Raw genomic sequence first — 17,507 nt, 5'->3', positions numbered from 1 at the left:
GTCATTCCGCGCGCGGCGCCAGCACCGTCACGCCGACCGAGGCGGCGCGTGCCAGATCCGGGTCGAGCGACATCGGGATATATTCGCCGCGCCGCCAAAGCTGGGCCAGATCGTCGTAATGGCGGCTGAGGAAATGGCCCGACTGGCCGGTCGCGATGATGAACACGCTGCTGTCGGGATCGGCGAAATCATAGACCCCGCGAAAGCCCGCGCCGTGCACGTTCTGGAACGGGTCCGGCCCCTCGCCGCCGCGTGTGCGCCCGCGCAGGAGCGTGTTGTCGCCGCCCGATGTGGATTGCCGGATGTTGACGAAATAGCGCAAGAGCGGCACCTCGCCCAGCACCTGATGGTCATGCGTCGCCTGATGCGCGTCGCCCCATCGCAGGCTTTCGAGCGAGGTGCCGTAGCGTTCCTCGATCCAGATCAGCGCATCGTCGAGCGCCATGCGCGAGACGTCCGAGCAGGTTTCCTGCGCCGCCGATTGCTTGACATCGCACCAGGCCGAGGCCCCGTCGACATCGCGAAAGACGCGCTCGATGAAGACCGGGTCAGGGTGGTCGAACTCGCGCGAGAGCGGCCCGAGATCGTCGCGGATGAGCCGGTCCATCAGCGCCCGCATCCAGGCGGCATAGATCAACGGTTCGGGCAGATGCTCGTTCATCTCGCCGTTCCAGTCGGCGAGCATGGTGAGCGCGCGCTCGCGCAGGCGTTCGGGGGTGCCTTCGGGCGCGGCCTCGCCGGTGAACCACAGATCGGCCCCGATCAGCGGCAGGATCGAGCGGGCGGTAAAGCTGACGGTATCGAGCTGCGCCTCGATGAAGCTGTCGCGGGTATGCACCGCGCGGCCCTGCATCAGGCGGCGCCAGCGATGCACCCGCTGCGTGTCGCCCCAGAGGTAGCTGACATGCATCGGAAACGGGCGATCCACCACCTTGTTGTTGGTATTGCCGAGGATGCCGCCCTTGGGGGCCACGAATTCAGGGTTTGCGGCGAAGGGCAGCATGCCCTGCCAGCGGTTTTCCGGCAGCCAGCCGCGCGAGGGCATGCGCCCCTCGCTCTCGTGCCGGGCGCTGCGGCGGGGCATGGCACCGATCAGGCGCAGGGCGATGGTATCCTGTCCCACGAGCGTGAGGTTCTGCGACGGCGCGATGTAGAGGCGGCTGAGGTCAATTGCCTGTTGCACGGTCTGCGCCCGCATCAGCCCCATGGCCGAGGTCATCGTCGTGTCTTCGCCGCTGAGCGCGGTCCAGGCGACCGAGGCGACATGGCCGGGCGGTGTCACCTCTGAAAGGTTGTAGTGGCTGCCGGGCAGGACCGGGCCGTTATCGGTCCAGCGCAGGGTGAGGGTGACCGGATCGGCATCCTTGATCTCGATGATCGAGCGGCTGGTGCGAAAGCTCTTCCAGCCGTCGGGCGTGCGGTATTCGTTGGTGTTGTCGGGGTTCAGTTCCTCGATGAACACGTCCTGATCGTCGAGATAGGACGAGGTCACCCCCCAGCCCAGCCGCGCACTGCGCCCCGTCAGGATCACCGGGATGCCGGGGATGGTGCCGCCGATCACGCCGCCCGATTGCAATTCCAGCCGGGCCAGATACCAGATGTTCGGGGCCGAAAAGCCCAAGTGCGGATCATTGGCCAGCAGCGTGCCGCCCGCCGCCGAGCGCGAGGGGGCGGCGGCAAAGGCATTGGAGGCCCCGGCAAAGGCGCGCCGTTTGAAGGGCGAGAGCGGATCGCCGGTCAGGTCTGGCTCTGCTTGCGCATGGCGAAATTCCGCACCCGGAAAGAGGCTGGCATATTCCGGCAGTGCGGCGATGCCGCTGCCCGGCGCGAGCGGCATGATATCGTCGAGCCGGGCGGGATCGTCGAGCGCGAGCGAGGCGCGGGCGAAGGTCACCTCGTTGTCGAGATGGCCTGAGAGCTGCACCGCCATCAGCTTGATCAGCGCGATCGAATCGGCGGGCTGCCAGGGCGCGATCGGGGCGTTGAAGAGGAACTGCTCGGGCGCGCCGCGCCCCAGCGCGTCCTGATTGATCTCGGTGATCCGCGCGTTGACGCCATCGGAATAGGCCTTGAGCGCCGCCAGCGTCTGCGCATCCTGTGCCGCCACCGATTGCCGCGCGAGATTGTAGAGGTCGAAGCGGCGCAGCGTGCTGTCGATCTTGACGGTGCGGGTGCCGAACACCTCCGACAGACGCCCCTGCACGGTGCGGCGCATGGTCATCATCTGCCACAGCCGGTCCTGCGCATGGGCATAGCCGAGGCCGAAAAACACATCGGTGTCCTTGGTGCCGAAAACATGCGGCACATTGGCGTTGTCGCGCACGATTTCGAGCGGCGCATCCAGCCCGCGCACGGTGAGGCGCTTGTCATACTCGGGCAGCGAGCGTGAGAGCAGCATATAGGCCACCAGCACCGCCACCAGCGCCAGCACCACCACCGCGCCCGCCACGCGCAAAAGCCATTTGATCATCACCGCCACAGGGGTCGCCTCATCCGGGTTTCTGCTTGCATCTCCTGCGGGGATAGTCAGAAATCCCCCCTGAGACAATGGCAACACGCGACAGGAGGAGAGAAGAATGGCAAAGCTGGCATTTCTGGGATTGGGCGTCATGGGCTATCCGATGGCGGGACATCTGCAGGCGGCGGGCCATGATGTCTGCGTCTACAACCGCACCGCGTCGAAGGCCGAAAAATGGGCAGCGCAGCATGGCGGGCGCCACGCGCCAAGCCCGCGCGAGGCCGCAGAGGGGGCCGAGTTCGTGTTGGCCTGCGTCGGCAATGACGACGATCTGCGCAGCGTCTGCCTGGGCGGGGACGGGGCCTTTGCGGGCATGGATGATGGCGCGATCTTTGTCGATCACACCACCGTCTCGTCCAAGGTCACGGCAGAGCTTTATGCCGGCGCGCGCGCGGCTGGGCAGCAATTCGTCGACGCGCCCGTGTCGGGCGGTCAGGCGGGGGCCGAGAATGGCCAGCTGTCGATCATGTGCGGCGGCGATCAGGCCGCCTATGACGCCGCCGAGCCGATCATGAACACCTATGCCAAGCTCTGCCGCCGGATCGGCGAGAGCGGGGCCGGTCAGATGACCAAGATGTGCAACCAGATTGCCATCGCGGGGCTGGTGCAGGGCCTCAGCGAGGCGCTGCATTTCGCCGAGAAGGCGGGGCTTGACGGGCGCGCGGTGGTCGAGGTGATCAGCCAGGGCGCCGCCGGGTCGTGGCAGATGAACAATCGCTACGAGACCATGCTGGACGACAAATGGGAGCATGGTTTCGCCGTCGACTGGATGCGCAAGGATCTGGGCATTTGCCTCTCGACCGCCGACGAGACCGGGGCGAGCCTGCCGGTCACGGCTCTGGTCGATCAGTTCTACAAGGACGTGCAGGCCATGGGCGGCGGGCGTTGGGATACCTCCAGCCTCTTCGCGCGGCTGCGCAAGCTGGGCTGATAAACTTTCGTCAGGCGATCTTGCGGTCGCCTGACAGCCATTTGCGGGTGTCGATCACGTCGAAGACCAGCGAGACCACATCGACCGCCAGCAGGATCAGCAGGTAGATGCGATAGGCGGGCGCGATGTCCTGCGACAGCAGCCAGAGCACCAGCCCAAGCATCGGTGTCCAGATCAGCACATGCGGCAGTGCCATCAGCTTGGAAAAGCCGCGCTCGGCCAGCATGATCACGCCGTTGCAGAGCATCGCCCCCACCGCCATCGCCGCGAGCCACAGGCCCCACGGCTCTGACAGGAACGCGAGCGACGCGGCATTCACCGGGACGAGGATGACTGACACCCAGGCCTGCACCCAGAGCGGCAGGCGGCGGTAGCTGTGCCAGATCTCGGAAATCATGACGCGCCCCTCCTGTTTCTTTATGGCAAAAATACTCAAAAAACCCGGCTGACGCCAGCGGTCACGCCGTGCGGGGGCGCATCACCAGCCAGATGAGCGCGGCCCCCGCCAGCATCAGGAACGGGGCCATGGCGAGGTTGACGGCGGTCCAGCCCGCCTGTGCTGAGCTGCCCGAGCAGTTCATCAGCCCGCCCGAGGCGAGCGAGGCGAAGGTCACCCCGCCGAAGACTAGCAGGTCGTTGAGCCCCTGCATGCGCCCGCGCTCATGCGGGGCATGCGCGCCCGCCAGCATCGTGGTCGCGCCGATAAAGCCGAAATTCCAGCCCAGACCGAGGAGGATCAGCGCCACGAAGAAATGCTCCAGCTCCACCCCCGAGAGCGCCACCGCGCCCGCACCGGCAAGGATGATCAGCCCGGTGGCGACGATCTTTTCCACCCCGAAGCGCACGATCAGGTGGCCAGTGAAAAACGAGGGGATATACATTGCCAGCACATGCGCGGTGACCACGTCCGCCGCGTTGCCCTCGTCAAAGCCGCAGCCGACCACGGCGAGCGGCGTCGAGGTCATCACCAGGTTCATCAGCGCGTAGGAGACCATGGCGCAGATCACCGCCACCGCGATGCGCGGGGTCTTCAGCAGTTCCATGCGCGAGCGCCCGCGCGGCGCGTCCTCCGACGGGATCGGGGGCTTGGGGATGTCGAGGAGCAGGAACAGCAGCGCGCCCACAAGGTTGAGCGCGATCACCGCCAGATAGGTGCCGAAGAACGGGATCACCATCGCCTGCGACGTGAGCTTGACCAGTTGCGGGCCGATGATGGCACTCAGCAGGCCCCCGGCCATGACGTAGGAAATCGCCTTGGGGCGGAAGGTGTCGCTGGCGGTGTCGGCGGCGGCGAAACGGTAAAAGCCCTGCGCCGACATGTAGGTGCCGGTGATGAAGCTGCCCGCCAGGAAGATCGGGAAGGAGGCCACGTAGAGGCCATAGGCCCCGACAAGACCGCCAATCGCCCCCGCAAGCGCCCCGATCATGAAGCCCGCACGACGGCCAAAGCGTTGCATCATGTGCGACACCGGCGTGGCCGAGAGCATCGAGCCCAGCACGATCAGCGAAATCGGCAGCGTGGCGAAACAGACATTCGAGGCCAGCGATTGTCCGGCGAGCCCGCCCACCACGAAGATCATCGGCATCTGCGCGCCGAGGATCGCCTGCGCCGCCACTAGAACGGCCACGTTGCGCTTGGCGCGACTGTCGTCGATATGCAGGGCGGTGTCGGTCATGGCCAGCTTGCTAGACCCGGGCGCGGGCGGGTGCAAGCGCGATTGCGTCCGCACCCCTTGGGTTTTGCCGCAAGCGGCCTATGATCGCGGGCATGACAGGACGCATCATCGAAACCCATGACGACGTCGCCGAAGGGGCTGCGCATCTGGCCGCCGTCTGCCCGCGCATGGCGCAGGCCTATGCGCAGACCGGCGCGCTGCCCCTGCGGCGCAGCGAGGACGGGTTTACCCGGCTTTTGAGTGCCATCGTCAGCCAGCAGGTGAGCGTGGCCTCGGCGAATGCGATCTGGGGCCGGGTCGAGGCGGCGGGCTATGCCGATCCGCAGACGATTCGCGCGGTCAGCGACGACGACCTGCGCGCCGTGGGCCTGAGCCGTCAGAAGGCGCGCTATGCAAAGGCGCTGGCCGAGGCCGAGATCGACTATGCCGCGTTGCGCGATGCGCCGGATGACGAGGTGATCGCCACACTGACGGAAGTTTCGGGCATCGGTGTGTGGACCGCGGAAATTTACGCGATGTTCAGCCTCGGGCGGGCGGATGTGTTCGCGCCGGGCGATCTGGCGTTGCAGGAGGCGGCGCGCATTCTCTACGATCTGCCGGAGCGGCCCAAGCCGCGCGCCTTTCGCGAGATGTCACTTGCGTGGTCGCCGTGGCGGTCGGTTGCGGCGCGGCTGCTCTGGGCCTATTACCGGGTGGCCAAGGACAGGGAAGGGATCAGATGACACGGGTATTGAAGGCGGACCGCAGGGAGCCCGTGTCGGGCGAGACCCGGTCAGCGGTGGTGTTTCTGCACGGCTACGGGGCCAATGGCGCGGATTTGCTGGGGCTGGCGGACCCGTTGGGCGAGCATCTGCCCGATACGCTCTTCGTGGCACCCGATGCGCCTGAGAGCATTCCCGGCATGCCGATGGGCCTGCAATGGTTTCCGATCCCGTGGATCGACAATTCCAGCGAGGAAGAGGCCGAGCGCGGATTGATGGCGGCGGCGCAGGATCTCGATGCGTTTCTCGATGCGCTGATGGTGGATGAGGACCTGCTGCCTGAACAGGTGGTGCTGTTCGGCTTTTCGCAGGGCACGATGATGGCGTTGCATGTGGCCCCGCGCCGCGAGGATCCGGTGGCGGGGATCGTGGCGTTTTCCGGTCGGTTGCTGTCGCCGGACCTCTTGGCCGACGAGACCCGCAGCCGCCCGCCGGTTCTGCTGGTGCATGGCGATGCCGATGACGTGGTGCCGGTGCAATCGCTGCCCGAGGCCGCCGAGGCCTTGCAGGAGGCGGGCTGGAAGGACGTCTATGCCCATATCATGAAGGGCACCGCGCATGGCATCGCGCCCGACGGGTTGTCGGTGGCGCTCGCGTTCATGCGCGACAAGCTGGGCCTCTGAGGGCGGGGCCGCAAAATGCCCCGGCCGTGCCATATTGCGATCACGCGCGCGGGCTAGGCGCGGGGGATGGAGCAGACATCGGCACATAGCGGCCTGCCGCATCGCGCGCTCTGGCTGGGTGCGCTCTATGTCGCGGAGATGGCGGTGCTGGTCGCCGCCTTTCAAGTGTTCAGCGATATCGAGTGCCGCGCCACGGCAGTCGAGACCGCCTGTCGCGGGTTGCGCTGGGTCGCGCTTTGGGTGGTCTGTGCGGCCTCGCTTCTGGGGGTGTATCTCTGGGCGCGGCCCGAGGCGCGGGCAGGCTTTGCGCGGGTCACCGGCACGGCCCCGGGTGGCCGGGGTTGGGCGCTGCTGCACGGGGTTGGGCTGGCCGTGACATTCGCGCCGCTTGTCATCGTGCCTGCGGGCGGGATGAACGCCAGTTTTCACCTCGTCTTGCCGGTGCTCTGCGCGGGGGCGGCAATGGCGGCGGCGGGCGGGCTGTTCTGGCTGGCGCGGCCCGGGGCATGGTCCGGGTGGCTGTCCGGGCGGGCCGCGTCGGTGCTGGCGATCTGCGGGGTTGCGGCGGCGATTCCGGGCATTGTGGTGCTGGCCGGGCCGCTCTGGACGGTGCAGGCGCTGACCGATGTGACCTTTATCGCGGTCTACCTGATGCTGCGGCTGTTCTCGGATGTGGTGGTGGTCAATCCAGAGGCCTATATCATCGGCACGCAGGAGTTTCGCGTCGAGGTGGCGGAGACCTGTTCGGGGATCGAGGGGCTGGTGCTGATCACCACGTTCCTTGCGCTTTATGCGGTGCTCTTTCGCGATGATCTGCGGTTGCGCCGGTTCGGGCTGGTGATCTGGCCGCTGGCCTTGCTGGCAAGCTGGGTCTTCAACACCGTCCGGATCACCGCGCTGATCCTCATCGGCGCGCATGTCTCGCCCGAACTGGCGGTCAACGGGTTTCACAGTTTCGCCGGTTGGATCATGTTCACCGCGCTGGCCGTGGGGGTGCTGGTCGTGGTCAACCGCAGTCGCTATGCGCTTCAGCATGACGCCCGGCCCGAGGCACGGCCCGCGCTGCCGCCGCTGGCGCAGGATGATGTGGCCGGGCGCATCGTGCCGTTCATCGTCTTTGCGTTGTCGGGAATGCTCGTGCAGGCGTTCTGGGCCGCGCCTGCGCTGGGCTATCCGCTACAGGTGGGTTTGATGTTGGGCGCGCTCTGGTGGGCGCGGGCCACGGTGGCGCGCTATCTGGACTGGCCATCGCCGCTGGCAGTGCTGGCGGGGTTGGGGGTCGGTGTGGCGTGGATCGTGACGGCACCACCCGCAGAGCCGGTGCCCGAGGCGCTGGCAGGCTTGGGTGCGGGGGCCTTTGCGCTCTGGGCCGTGTTGCGCATTCTGGGTACGGTGGCGCTGGTACCGGTGATCGAGGAGTTGATCTTTCGCGGATATGTGCAGGCCCGGATCGACCGGGGCACGCCGCTGAGCCGGGTGGCGGCGATCGCGGTTTCGGCCGGATTGTTCGCGCTGGTGCATGGCCGCTGGATCGAGGCGGCGCTGGCGGGGGTGGTGTTTTCGTTGCTTTACATGCGAAATGGGCGGCTGGCTGATGCCATGGCCGCCCATGCGAGTGCGAACGCACTGATCGCTGCCGTCGCCCTTTGGAGGGGAGATTGGGCGCTGATCTGAGGGGCTAGCCCTCAGCCCCGCGCGCGACGGCGGCGTTTGATTTCCCAGGTCAGGACAAGTGCGGCCAGAACGACGGCGATGGCCAGCGTGCCGCTGGCGGCGTCCATTTCCGGCACGGCCGATGCCGACCCGGTATCACCCCCGGATGTGCCGCCGCCGTAATAGCCGCCGAAAAACCAGTTCCACATTGTGCCGTCCCCCAGAATAGATGTGCTTTAATGCTTGCGCATATTGATGCCCAAAAGTCGCTTTTTTTTTGCCATTTTTCAAGACCCGAGGTGTGATTGACCGCGATTTGTCAACGACGTGGTGGTTTGAACCGGTATTGTTTCCATCCTGCTGCACGCGATTTCGGCGATCCGGCCAAGCCGCGCCGTTTTGGGAGCGCGCAGGGCAGAATCACTCGGCGGCGCGCAGCGGCGGCTTGGGGGCGCGCTCGTCCAGAACGCGCTTGAGGTCGTCGAGATGCGGGGCCTCGGTGGTCTCTTCCTCGACATAGCCGGGGCGGGGGGCGCTCTCATCTGGCCAGACGAGTTCGGTGCCCGCCATGCGCCGGGCCGCGCGTTGCAGCGCCCAGTCGCGCGCGGCGCGGCTGGAGCGGCCCATCGACAGCATCGCCATCAGCCGCGCGCACCAGAGAACGTAGGTGGTGGCCCAGACCCGCAGGGCCAGCATCGCCGGGGTGAAGATCAGCGTCAGCACCGTGGCGATGCCGAGGCCGAAGACCACCGCCGTCGCCAGTTGCTTCCACCAGAGCGCGGTGGGGCTGTTGAAGGCGTAGCCGCCATTGAAGAAATCGAGGCTGAGGCCGAACATCATCGGTGCCAGCCCTGCCATGGTGGTGATCGTGGTGAGCAACACCGGGCGGATGCGATCCTGAGCCGTGCGGGTGATCGCGGAAATCCGCGGCATGTAGCGGGCGTAGTCCTGATAGGTGTCGATCAGCACGATATTGTTGTTCACCACGATGCCCGCCAGCGCGACGATGCCCGTGCCGGTCATGATGATCGAGAACGGCTGGTTCATCACCAGCATCCCGATCAGCACGCCAGCCGTGGACAGGACCACCGCGAGCAGCACCAGAACCGCATTATAGACGCTGTTGAACTGCGCCAGAAGGATGATGAACATCAGGCCGAGCGCGCCCGCGAAGGCCTTTTGCAGGAAGGCGCCGGATTCCTCCTGATCCTCTGCGTCGCCGGTCCATTCGTAGCTGATGCCCGGCGGCACGACGCCTGATGAAAGCCACTCGGTCAGCCGTTCGATCCGTTCATTGGCGGTGATCGGCACGGTGGTTTCGGCCCCGTCGGGCCCGGTCACGGTTCGGGTCATCCCGTCCGCCACTGCCGCCTTGACATCAAAGAAGCGGGTCTGGTCGATGCGGTCGATCTGTGCCAGCTGCTGCACCGGTTTGCGGCTGATGAAGTTGGACAGCGGCACCAGCCCGTCCTCGGTGCGCACCTTGAGGCTGTCGAGGGTGGAGAGCACGCGGTTTTCCTCGGGCAGGCGCACGCGGATCTCGATTTCCTCGTCGCTGCTGTCGACGCGCATCGTGTCGAGCAGGATGCCGCGCGTCACAAGCTGCACCATCGCGCCGACGATCGCCACATCCGCGCCGAAGCGACCGGCCTTTTCGACATCGACGTCGATCTGCCAGTCGATGCCGGGCAGGGGCAGGGTATCTTCGATCTGGCGCAGGCCTGCGGTCTCTTCGAACTGCGCGCGGGCCTGTTCGGTAAACGCCTTGAGCGCCTGCCAGTCGTCGCCCTTTATGCGCAGATGCACCGGTTTGGCCGAGGCGGGACCGCGCGATTGTGCGAGGATCTCGATCTTGATGCCGGGGATCTCTTCGAGTTGCCGGGTCAGGTCGGCGATCACCGCGTCGCCGTCAAAGGCGGGGGCGACCACGTGGCGGTTCACGGGAATGTCGAGCAGCGGAATGGTGAACCAGGTTTCGGTCGCGCGCGGGCGGTCCTCCCACGGGATGGTTTCCAGTTGCACCTGGCCGATGGTGTCGCGCGGCGGCTGCGCGCCGCCGGTATTGTTGTCGAGCCCGCCATCCCCGGCAAAGGCAAAGGCGGTCTCGATGCCGGGATGGGCGCGCACGACATCCTCGACCTGTTTGACCAGCCGGTCTTTCTGGTCGATCGACAGGTTGCCGCGTCCGCGCACGTAGACGATGGCCTGTTCGGGTTCGCTGTCGACGAAGAATTCGGTGCCGTTGTTGTTGTTCACGTAGAACATCAGCACCGACCCCACGAGCACGAAGATCGCACCGAATGCCACCAGCGGCATCACCGGGTTGCCGGTGATCGCGTGGATCACCCAGCCGAAGGCGGAGCGGCGATAGCCCGCGCGCACCCGCGTGCGGCGGCGGGGCAGGAGGGCACGGCCGATGGCGCGCAGCAGGTTGCCACAGCGGCGCGGGATCGCCATCAGCCCCAGCAGCGTGGTCAGAACGCTGGCCACGCCGACGCCGATCAGCGCCACCACGCCCAGCAGCAGGCCGAAGACCGTGGCCAGCACCGGCATCACCGAGCCGAGGATATCGTCACTGTCCATGCCGGAGAATTCCGCCGTCACCTGATCGAACAGCACCGGCGCGGCTTGCCCTGCGAGATAGACCGCCCCGAGCGCCAGCGGAAAGAGCAGGATATGCCAGAGCCAGAAGCCGCCCGCGATCTGGTCGATCCGGTCGTTGAACCACCGCTCCAGCCGCCCGGTGACGCCGCCCAGAACCGGCAGGTACACCAGCGCCACCAGGAGCGAGGCGGAGAGCACGAAAATCAGCGTGACCGGCAGCATCCCCATGAACTGCCCCGGCACGCCGGGCCAGAACAGCATCGGCAGGAAGGCGCAGAGCGTGGTGGCGGTGGAGCTGACCACCGGCCAGAACATCCGCTTGGCGGCCCCGACATAGGCATGCATCGGGCCTTCGCCCTCGGCGATGCGCTTGTCGGCGTATTCGACCACGACGATGGCGCCGTCGACCAGCATGCCGACGGCCAGGATCAGGCCGAACATCACGATATTGGAGATCGCCACGCCCATCACGGCCAGCAGGGCAAAGCACAACAGGAACGAGGTCGGGATCGCGAAGCCCACCAGCAGTGCCGGGCGGATGCCAAGGGCGGCCAGCGTGACGATCATCACCAGCGCGATGGCGGTGAGCACCGAGCCTTCAAGCTGGCTGACCATCGAGGCCACGGTGCGCGACTGATCGTTCGAGGTGCCGACATTGACCGCGACCTGCAATTCCTCGGGCCAGCGGATTTCGGCCTCGGCCACCACCTCGCGGACCAGATCGGCGGTGTCGATGATGTTGAAGCCCTTGCGCTTGACCACCTGCAGCGCGACCGTCGTTTCGCCGTTGAACCGCGCTGTGCCGATCCGGTCCTCGAAGGTGAGGTTGATCGTGGCCAGATCGCCCAAGCGCACGATCCGGTCGCCATTGGTCTTGATCGGCAATTCGTAGATATCGCGGGTTTCCTCGAAGGAGGAGGGGATCTTGACCGCGAAGGTGCCTTGGGCGTTGTCGACCTCGCCCGCCGGGATCAGCTGATTGTTGTTGCGCACCACTTCGACGAATTCGTTGACGGTGACGTTGTAGGCTTCGAGGCGGAGCGGGTCGATCACCACCTCGACCATCTCGTCGCGATTGCCCGCGATGCCCGCCTCGAGCACCGGTTCCAGCCCTTCGAGCGTGTCCTGAAGATCCTTGGCCAGCCGCGACATGGTGCGTTCGGGGACCGGACCCGAGAGATTGACAATGACGATCGGGAATTCGCTGAAATTCACCTCGTTGATGGTGTATTTCTCGAACCCGTCGGGAAAGTCGGCCTCGGCGGCATCCATCGCGTCACGCACATCGGCGAGGATCTTGGTCTTGTCCCAGCCGAATTCGAATTCGAGCGCCACGCCGCCGAAATTCTCGGCCGCGGTGCCGGTCATTTCCTTGAGCCCGTCGAGATCGCTGAGCTCGGTCTCCATCGGCTTGACCAGCAGTTTCTCACTGTCCTCGGCGGAGATGCCGGGGAAGGGCACGGTGATGAAGAGCGCGGGGATTTCGATATCGGGCTCGCCCTCCTTGGGCAGGCCCATATACGAGAGCGTGCCCGCGAGGATCGACAGCACGATGAAGGCCAGCACCATCCGCGCCCGGGCGGCGGCCCAGTCGACGATGCCGGTCATTGGCCAAGCTCCTGATAGACCGGGCGCACGGGCACGCCGTCGCTCACGTATTCCTGCCCGATCACGATCACGTCGGCGGTCTCGGGCAGGCCGGTGAGCCAGACGCCGTTGGGCGTGTCGCGCAACACCGTCACCGGTACAAACTGCGCGCGGGTCTCTGCATCCACCAGGCGCAGGCCAAGCGTGCCCTCGTCATTGAGGGTGAGCGCCGATTGCGGCAGCAGATGCGCGGCCTTGCCCTCGGCGCTGATCCGGATTTCGGCGGTTTCGCCGTCGCGCAGGCCGAGGTCGGGATTGGGCACGCGCACCTCGACCCGGAAGGTGCGGGTGGTGTCATCTGCGGCGCGGGACAGAAAGCTGACCGTGCCCTCGACCTCGCTGCCGGAGGTGGTGCGCGCGGTGGCGGGGGCATCATACTCGACCCGGGCGACCTGCATTTCCGACACGAATCCCACCAGCGTGATCGGGTCGAGTTGCAGCACCGTGGCGCAGAGCGCGCCGGGTTGCAGCAGGCTGCCGATTTCGGCGGTGTCTGTCTCCAGCACGCCGGAAAAGGGCGCGGTGATGCTCAGGCGGTCGATTTCCTTTTCGGCGCTCGCCACGGCGGCGCGGGCGGATTCGATCCCGGCGCGGGCGGCCTCGAGCCCCGAGGTGGCCGATTGCACCGCGGCCTTTGCGGAACTGACGGCGGCGCGGGTAGCGGCGACGCGGGTCTGCGAGGCGAAACCGTCGGTGACGAGGTTCTCGGCGGCGTTGCGGTTGATTTCGGCCTCTTCGAGTTGCGCGCGGGCCTCTTCGACGCGGGCCTCGGCCTCGGGGACGCGGCTTTTGGCCTCGGCCAGCCGGGCGCGGGCCTCTTGCACTGTGGCCTGCCGCGCCGCCGGATCAAGCTGGCATAGCTCGTCGCCCTCATCGACGAAGGCCCCCTTGCGCAGCGGCTGGGAGATCACGAGGCCGGAGGTTTCGGCGCGCAGTTCGACGATGCGGTCGGCCTCGGTGCGGCCCCGCACGATCACGGCGCTGTCCACGTCGCGGGCCTTTGATCGCTGCACGACAACGCGCATCGTCTCGGTCTGCGATTGCGCCGATTCGCCGGTGTCGGCCCCGGTGGCGGAGCTCTCGCTGCTCTGCGCTTCGGTTTGGGGCAGCAGGGCGAGCAAGCGATCCCGTTCGAACACGAATGCATAGATCAGCCCGGAGACCAGCACGGCGATCAGAATGGGAACCAGGCGCATGAGTGAACTTTCAGGACTTGTGACAACGGTCGGCACGCCAAGTGGCGCACCGCCGGGCAATAAGACGGATACGCTGAACTGACCGGTTCAGATTAATCTTTTCCGCGCGTCACTGCAAGCGTCAGACATGGCAGCGCACCGCCGCCCCTTGGCAGGGGGCGGGCTTCGGGTTAAGAGGAGCGGAAATTTCGCAAAGGGGCGACGGCGTGAGCGACACCGACAGTTTCATCGAGGAAGTCACCGAAGAGGTGCGGCGCGACCGGTTGTTCCGGCTGATGCGGCGCTATGGCTGGATCGCCATTCTGGCGATTCTGCTTTTGGTGGGCGGGGCCGCGTGGAACGAGTGGCGCAAGGCGCAGGCGCGGGCGACGGCGCAGGACTTCGGCGACAGTATCCTTTCGGCGCTATCGGCTGAGGACCGTGCGGCGCGCGCGACGGCGCTGGCTAATGTAGATGCACCGAACCCCGAGGCCGCTGCGGTGGTGGACCTGCTGGCCGCCGCCGAGGGCGCGGATCAGGACCCGGAAGCGGCTGCGGCGCGCCTGCTGGACATTGCCGACCGCGATGCCACCCTGTCGGTCTATCGTCAGATCGCCACGCTCAAGGCGGTGACGCTGCCGGGATCGGGGCTGAGCGTCGAGGACCGTCGCACGCGTCTTGAGGGGATGGTGTCGGAGGGCGGCGTCGTGCGCCTTCTGGCCGAAGAGCAATTGGCGCTGCTCGCGCTCGAAACCGGGGATCGCGCGGGGGCGCTCGAGGCTCTGACGCGGATCGCGGTGGATGCCGAGGCTACAGCGGGCTTGCGTCGGCGCGTCACACAAGTGATTGTGGCACTGGGAGAAGAGCCGCCGGACACACCGATGGCCGACCCCGATACAGCGACCGTGCTGCAATAACACGCGCGGCACCACGGGGCAGGCGGCAAGAGGCGACAAGTGAGGGCGATGCAGTGACGGCGAAAACGGTATTTCTGGGGCTGGCGGTGGCCCTTGCCCTGACGGCCTGTTCCAAAAATGAGCCGATCCTGAGCGGCGAGCGCGAGGGCATTCGCGAGGTGCTGCAAAGCGAGGTGCGCCGCGCGCAGGCCGAGGAAACCCCCGAAAATCAGGTGGTGGCGGTCACGCTTCCGGCGGCGGTGAACAATGCCGAGTGGACGCAGCGGATCGGCACGCCCTCGACCCGGGTGGCGCATCCGGCGCTCTCGGTGGCGCCGCAACTGGCGTGGTCGGTGAATATCGGCGCAGGCGACGGGCGCCGCGTGCGCATTACCGCCGATCCGGTGGTGGCGGGCGGACGTGTGTTCACGCTCGATGCAGAGGCGAAGGTCGCGGCGGTCTCGACCAGCGGATCGCTGCTGTGGACCACCGATCTCACGCCGCCGAATGACCGATCCGATCATGCCAGCGGTGGCGGGCTGGCGTTCGGCGATGGCAAGCTCTTCGTGTCCTCGGGGTTCGGCGTGCTGAGCGCGCTTGACCCTGAAACCGGCGCGACGCTGTGGTCACAGGACCTTGGGTCGCCCGGCACCGCGACGCCCACGGTTTATGACGGGCGGGTCTATGTGGTGGCGGGCGACGATGTGGCCTGGGTGCTGGATACCGCGACGGGCCGTGTCGATTGGCAGCTGAGTGCGACGCCTGACATTCACAACGTTCTGGGCGGACCGGCCCCGGCGCTGACCGAGAAATATGCCGTGCTGGCCTTTGGCGCGGGCGAGTTGCAGGGCGCGTTCCGCAAGGGTGGCTTGCGGCTCTGGGATGCGCAGGTCGCGGGGCAACGCTCTGGTGTGGCAAGCGCGCAGGTGCTGGATATCACCGGCGATCCGGTGGTGGTCGGCGACCGCGTCTATACCGGCAGCCATGCGGGCCGCACCGTCGCGCTGCGGCTGGGCAGCGGCAAGCGCATCTGGACGGCCAACGAGGGCCCGCTGAACCCGGTCTGGCCTGCGGGCGACTCGCTCTTCATGGTCACGGATCGCAATGAGCTGGTGCGGCTCGCGGCGCAGGACGGCACCCGCATCTGGGGCCACTCCCTGCCGCTCTTTGACGAACGCAAACCGCGCAAGCAGGCGCAGATCATCGGGCATTTCGGCCCGATCATCGCGGGCGGGCAGCTGGTCCTTGCCTCGGGCGACGGGCGGCTGCGGTTCTTCGATCCGGCCTCGGGCCAGATGATCCGCAGCGTCGATCTGCCGGGCGGGGCCACGTCCAATCCGGTGGTTGCGGGCGGCACGCTTTATGTCGTGTCGAAAAAGGGTCAGTTGCTGGCTTTCCGTTGACCGCGCGATCCTGTATCAGACCGGCTTGACGCCGGAGCGGAGCCTGATCCATGTCTTTCACCCTCGCCATCGTGGGACGCCCCAATGTGGGCAAATCCACGCTATTCAACCGCCTTGTGGGCAAGCGCCTGGCGCTGGTCGATGACCAGCCCGGCGTGACGCGCGACCTGCGCGAGGGGGCGGCGCGGCTTGGCGATCTGCGCTTTACCGTGATCGACACGGCCGGGCTGGAGGATGCCACGGATGACAGCCTCGAAGGCCGGATGCGGCGGCTGACCGAGCGGGCGGTGGAGATGGCCGATGTGTGCCTCTTCGTGATCGACGCGCGCACCGGGGTGACGCCGGTGGACGAAATCTTTGCCGAGATCCTGCGCAAGCGGTCGGATCACGTGATCCTTGCGGCGAACAAGGCCGAGGGCTCTGCCGCCGATGCCGGGGTGATCGAGGCCTGGGGCCTGGGGCTGGGTGAGCCCATTCGCCTGTCGGCGGAGCATGGCGAGGGTCTGAACGATCTTTATGCGCAGTTACAGCCGCTGGCCGATGCCTATGAGGAGCGCGCCGAGGCGGATGCCCCGGTCACCGATATCGAGGTCAATGAAGAGGGCGAGACGCCCGCGCAGTATGACCATACGCCGACAAAGGCGCGGCCCCTGCAGGTGGCTGTGGTGGGGCGGCCCAATGCCGGAAAATCCACCCTGATCAACACGATACTGGGCGAAGAGCGGCTGCTGACCGGCCCCGAGGCGGGGATCACCCGCGATGCGATCTCGCTCGCGCTCGACTGGGACGGGCTGCCGGTGCGGATTTTCGACACGGCGGGCATGCGCAAGAAGGCGCGGGTGCAGGACAAGCTGGAAAAGCTGTCGGTGTCGGACGGGCTGCGGGCGGTGAAATTCGCCGAGGTGGTGGTGGTTCTTCTGGATGCCGCCATTCCCTTCGAGCAACAGGATCTTCGGATCGCCGACCTGGCCGAGCGCGAGGGGCGCGCGGTGGTGGTGGCGGTCAACAAATGGGACGTGGAGCCCGAGAAGCAGCAGAAACTGCGCGAGTTGCGCGAGGCGTTCGAGCGGCTTTTGCCGCAGCTGCGCGGCGCACCGCTGGTGACGGTGTCGGCCAAGACCGGAAAGGGTCTCGACCGGCTGCGCGCGGCGGTGGAAAAGGCGCATGAGGTCTGGAACCGGCGGATCACCACGGCGCAGCTCAATCGCTGGCTGGTGGGGATGCTGGAGCAGCACCCGCCGCCCGCGCCGGGCGGACGCCGGATCAAGCTGCGCTACATGACGCAGGCCAAGACGCGGCCCCCCGGTTTCGTGGTGATGTGCAGCCATCCCGACAAGCTGCCGGAGAGCTATTCTCGCTATCTGATCAATGGGTTGCGGGACGATTTTGATATGTCGGGGACGCCGGTGCGCCTCTATATGCGCAGCCAGTCGGACAAGAACCCCTACAAGGCCAAGAAGAAGCCGGGCCCGTCGAGCCTGCGCAAGCACATCTCGGGGCGGTCGTCGAAATAGGGGATGGGTGGTTTTGGGCCTTGAACTGCCGTTGCCGCATCCCGCGCGAAACGCACCGAAGGTGCCGCGCGATCGCCGGGCCGTCCCGCGGCCTGGCGATTCGATA

Annotated in this window: 13 protein-coding genes; 7 read left to right on the top strand and 6 right to left on the bottom strand. The window is 66.6% G+C overall.

Going from position 1 to position 17,507, the window contains the following annotated elements; translation table 11 throughout:
• Position 1: 1 nt before the first annotated feature.
• On the bottom strand, positions 2-2,470 hold the full coding sequence (locus PVU19_RS10955; RefSeq protein WP_420833227.1) for a penicillin acylase family protein: 2,469 nt from the start codon (positions 2,468-2,470) through the stop codon (positions 2-4).
• Positions 2,471-2,576: 106 nt separating this feature from the next.
• On the opposite strand from PVU19_RS10955, the gene PVU19_RS10950 reads away from it, so the two are divergent.
• Positions 2,577-3,449: an NAD(P)-dependent oxidoreductase gene (locus tag PVU19_RS10950; RefSeq protein ID WP_050662712.1), complete on the top strand. Its 873-nt coding sequence runs from the start codon at positions 2,577-2,579 to the stop codon at positions 3,447-3,449.
• 10 nt (positions 3,450-3,459) lie between these two features.
• Here PVU19_RS10950 and PVU19_RS10945 read toward each other — a convergent pair whose 3' ends face one another.
• Both PVU19_RS10945 and PVU19_RS10940 read right to left on the bottom strand, forming a co-directional pair.
• Positions 3,460-3,846, bottom strand: coding sequence for a hypothetical protein (locus PVU19_RS10945; protein WP_050662711.1), 387 nt, complete (start codon positions 3,844-3,846; stop codon positions 3,460-3,462).
• A gap of 61 nt (positions 3,847-3,907) precedes the next feature.
• Complete coding sequence (locus PVU19_RS10940; protein WP_050662710.1) at positions 3,908-5,125, bottom strand: MFS transporter; 1,218 nt, start codon at positions 5,123-5,125, stop codon at positions 3,908-3,910.
• A gap of 92 nt (positions 5,126-5,217) precedes the next feature.
• Between PVU19_RS10940 and PVU19_RS10935 the strand changes: the two genes are divergently transcribed.
• The 3 genes from PVU19_RS10935 (at position 5,218) to xrtE (ending at position 8,183) form a co-directional block, all read left to right on the top strand.
• Positions 5,218-5,847, top strand: coding sequence for a DNA-3-methyladenine glycosylase family protein (locus PVU19_RS10935; protein WP_050662740.1), 630 nt, complete (start codon positions 5,218-5,220; stop codon positions 5,845-5,847).
• The gene (locus PVU19_RS10930; RefSeq protein WP_050662709.1) at positions 5,844-6,509 is read left to right on the top strand and encodes an alpha/beta hydrolase; all 666 of its coding nucleotides are present in this window, start codon (positions 5,844-5,846) and stop codon (positions 6,507-6,509) included. The genes PVU19_RS10935 and PVU19_RS10930 overlap by 4 nt, the downstream gene beginning before the upstream one ends.
• Positions 6,510-6,575: 66 nt before the next feature.
• Positions 6,576-8,183 carry an exosortase E/protease, VPEID-CTERM system gene (gene xrtE, locus PVU19_RS10925; RefSeq protein WP_050662708.1) on the top strand — a complete coding sequence of 536 codons (1,608 nt, stop codon included), beginning with the start codon at positions 6,576-6,578 and terminating at the stop codon, positions 8,181-8,183.
• An 11-nt stretch (positions 8,184-8,194) separates the two neighbouring features.
• On the opposite strand, the gene PVU19_RS10920 is transcribed toward xrtE, so the two are convergent.
• From PVU19_RS10920 to PVU19_RS10910, 3 genes are all read right to left on the bottom strand, one after another.
• Positions 8,195-8,371, bottom strand: coding sequence for a VPEID-CTERM sorting domain-containing protein (locus PVU19_RS10920; protein WP_082237580.1), 177 nt, complete (start codon positions 8,369-8,371; stop codon positions 8,195-8,197).
• Between the two features lie 211 nt (positions 8,372-8,582).
• Complete coding sequence (locus PVU19_RS10915) at positions 8,583-12,374, bottom strand: efflux RND transporter permease subunit (protein ID WP_050662707.1); 3,792 nt, start codon at positions 12,372-12,374, stop codon at positions 8,583-8,585.
• A complete protein-coding gene (locus PVU19_RS10910) occupies positions 12,371-13,609 on the bottom strand; it encodes an efflux RND transporter periplasmic adaptor subunit (RefSeq protein ID WP_050662706.1) in 1,239 nt (412 codons plus the stop codon). The genes PVU19_RS10915 and PVU19_RS10910 overlap by 4 nt, the downstream gene beginning before the upstream one ends.
• Positions 13,610-13,815: 206 nt before the next feature.
• On the opposite strand from PVU19_RS10910, the gene PVU19_RS10905 reads away from it, so the two are divergent.
• Genes PVU19_RS10905 through der form a run of 3 tightly spaced genes read left to right on the top strand, consistent with a single transcriptional unit; the run spans position 13,816 to position 17,401 of the window.
• Entirely contained in the window at positions 13,816-14,505 is a 690-nt protein-coding gene (locus PVU19_RS10905) for a tetratricopeptide repeat protein (protein ID WP_050662705.1), read from the top strand.
• A gap of 53 nt (positions 14,506-14,558) precedes the next feature.
• On the top strand, positions 14,559-15,887 hold the full coding sequence (locus tag PVU19_RS10900) for a PQQ-like beta-propeller repeat protein (protein WP_082237577.1): 1,329 nt from the start codon (positions 14,559-14,561) through the stop codon (positions 15,885-15,887).
• A 50-nt stretch (positions 15,888-15,937) separates the two neighbouring features.
• Complete coding sequence (gene der, locus PVU19_RS10895; RefSeq protein ID WP_050662704.1) at positions 15,938-17,401, top strand: ribosome biogenesis GTPase Der; 1,464 nt, start codon at positions 15,938-15,940, stop codon at positions 17,399-17,401.
• Positions 17,402-17,507 lie beyond the last annotated feature (106 nt).

This window comes from Roseovarius tolerans (assembly GCF_028885395.1).
Classification (GTDB): Bacteria; Pseudomonadota; Alphaproteobacteria; order Rhodobacterales; family Rhodobacteraceae; genus Roseovarius; species Roseovarius tolerans.
The sequence above is the reverse complement of the archived record's forward strand: the minus strand, read 5'-3'. Positions and strand labels throughout refer to the sequence as shown.

What these genes read in the sequence shown, in the direction of transcription:
- PVU19_RS10955 (WP_420833227.1), bottom strand. Translation starts at nt 2,470, where the DNA reads ATGATCAAATGGCTTTTGCGCGTGGCGGGCGCGGTGGTGGTGCTGGCG.
- PVU19_RS10950 (WP_050662712.1), top strand. Translation starts at nt 2,577, where the DNA reads ATGGCAAAGCTGGCATTTCTGGGATTGGGCGTCATGGGCTATCCGATG.
- PVU19_RS10945 (WP_050662711.1), bottom strand. Translation starts at nt 3,846, where the DNA reads ATGATTTCCGAGATCTGGCACAGCTACCGCCGCCTGCCGCTCTGGGTG.
- PVU19_RS10940 (WP_050662710.1), bottom strand. Translation starts at nt 5,125, where the DNA reads ATGACCGACACCGCCCTGCATATCGACGACAGTCGCGCCAAGCGCAAC.
- PVU19_RS10935 (WP_050662740.1), top strand. Translation starts at nt 5,218, where the DNA reads ATGACAGGACGCATCATCGAAACCCATGACGACGTCGCCGAAGGGGCT.
- PVU19_RS10930 (WP_050662709.1), top strand. Translation starts at nt 5,844, where the DNA reads ATGACACGGGTATTGAAGGCGGACCGCAGGGAGCCCGTGTCGGGCGAG.
- xrtE (WP_050662708.1), top strand. Translation starts at nt 6,576, where the DNA reads ATGGAGCAGACATCGGCACATAGCGGCCTGCCGCATCGCGCGCTCTGG.
- PVU19_RS10920 (WP_082237580.1), bottom strand. Translation starts at nt 8,371, where the DNA reads ATGTGGAACTGGTTTTTCGGCGGCTATTACGGCGGCGGCACATCCGGG.
- PVU19_RS10915 (WP_050662707.1), bottom strand. Translation starts at nt 12,374, where the DNA reads ATGACCGGCATCGTCGACTGGGCCGCCGCCCGGGCGCGGATGGTGCTG.
- PVU19_RS10910 (WP_050662706.1), bottom strand. Translation starts at nt 13,609, where the DNA reads ATGCGCCTGGTTCCCATTCTGATCGCCGTGCTGGTCTCCGGGCTGATC.
- der (WP_050662704.1), top strand. Translation starts at nt 15,938, where the DNA reads ATGTCTTTCACCCTCGCCATCGTGGGACGCCCCAATGTGGGCAAATCC.